This window comes from Streptomyces sp. NPDC107581, assembly GCF_055657175.1.
The window spans coordinates 1-1,470 of record NZ_JBVKBH010000066.1 but is presented as its reverse complement, the minus strand read 5'-3'; the positions used below and the strand labels follow the sequence as shown (position 1 = coordinate 1,470).

Here is a 1,470-nt window from a genome sequence, read left to right as displayed (position 1 = left end):
GCCGCGGTGCTGGAGGCTGTGCCGGCCGACTGCCCGCTGGGCTCGGTCTTCCACGCGGCGGGGATCATCGACGACGGGATCATCACGACGCTGACTCCGGAGCGGCTCTCGGCGGTCATGCGGCCCAAGGTCGACGCGGCCTGGCACCTGCATGAACTCACCGCGCATCTGAACCTGGAGAACTTCGTTTCGTTCTCCTCGGCGGCGGCGACGCTCGGTGCACCCGGCCAGGGCAACTACGTCGCGGCCAACTCCTTCCTCGACGCCCTCGCGGGATACCGGCAGGCGGCCGGCCTCGCCGGGCTGTCACTGCAACTGGGTCCGTGGGCGCACGAGGCCGGCATCGGCCGGAACCTGGGCGAACGGCTGCTCTCCCGCATCGACCGCTCCGGCATCGGCCCGCTGGGCGCCGAAGAGGGCCTGGTCGTCATGGACGTGGCGTTGGCCCGGCACGAAGCGGTACTGGTACCTGCCCGCCTGGATGTGACCGGGCTGCGGGCACAGGCCGCCCGCGGCGCCGAGATACCTCCGCTGTGGCGCGCGCTGGCGGGTGTGTCCGCCAGGCGTACGGCCGCCTCGGGAGCCGGCACAGGCGCGGGAGCCCGTGCAGGGGAGGCGTTGCGGCGTCAGCTGGCGTCGGTGTCGGCCGCGGAGCGGGACCGGGTGCTGCTGGATCTGGTGCGTGCGCACGTCGCCGCGGTGCTCGGGCATGCCTCCGCGGAGGCGATCGAGGCCGGCCGCGCCTTCACCGACCTGGGCTTCGACTCGCTCACCGCGGTGGAACTGCGCAACCGCCTGAAGGCGGAGACCGGACTGCGGCTGCCGGCCACGCTGGTCTTCGACTACCCCACCCCGATTGCGCTGGCCGGACTGCTGCGCTCGGAAGTGGCCGGTGACCTGCCGGCCGTAGCGGCGCCCAACGCCACGACTACGGCCGCGGTGGCGGACGAGCCGGTCGCGATCGTGGGCATGGCCTGCCGGTTCCCGGGCGGTGCGGCCAGCCCCGAGGAGCTGTGGGAACTGCTGGCCTCGGGCTCGGACGCGATCGGGGCGTTCCCGCAGGACCGCGGCTGGGACATCGAGTCCCTCTACGACCCCGACTCCGAGCTCGCGGGGACGTCGTACACGCAGGCGGGCGGCTTCGTCCACAACGCGAGCGGGTTCGACGCCGGGTTCTTCGGGATCAGCCCGCGTGAGGCGCTGGCGATGGATCCGCAGCAGCGGCTGCTGCTGGAGACGTCGTGGGAGGCGCTGGAGCGGGCCGGCATCGACCCCGTGTCGCTGCGCGGCAGCCAGACCGGTGCCTTCGTCGGCGGCTACTGGTCGGGGTACGCGGACATCGGCCTGGAGAACGAGGCGGAGTTCGAAGGTATCGCCGGGCATTTGATGACCGGGAATGCGACGAGTGTGCTGTCGGGTCGGTTGTCGTACACGTTCGGTCTTGAGGGGCCGGCGGTGACGATGGATACG

General features: G+C 72.1%; 1 protein-coding gene. It reads left to right on the top strand.

What is annotated here, in order from left to right; translation table 11 throughout:
* Nucleotides 1-1,470 (top strand): beta-ketoacyl reductase (locus ACZ7P3_RS42570; RefSeq protein WP_472090057.1); only part of this gene is annotated, 1,470 nt, incomplete at both ends.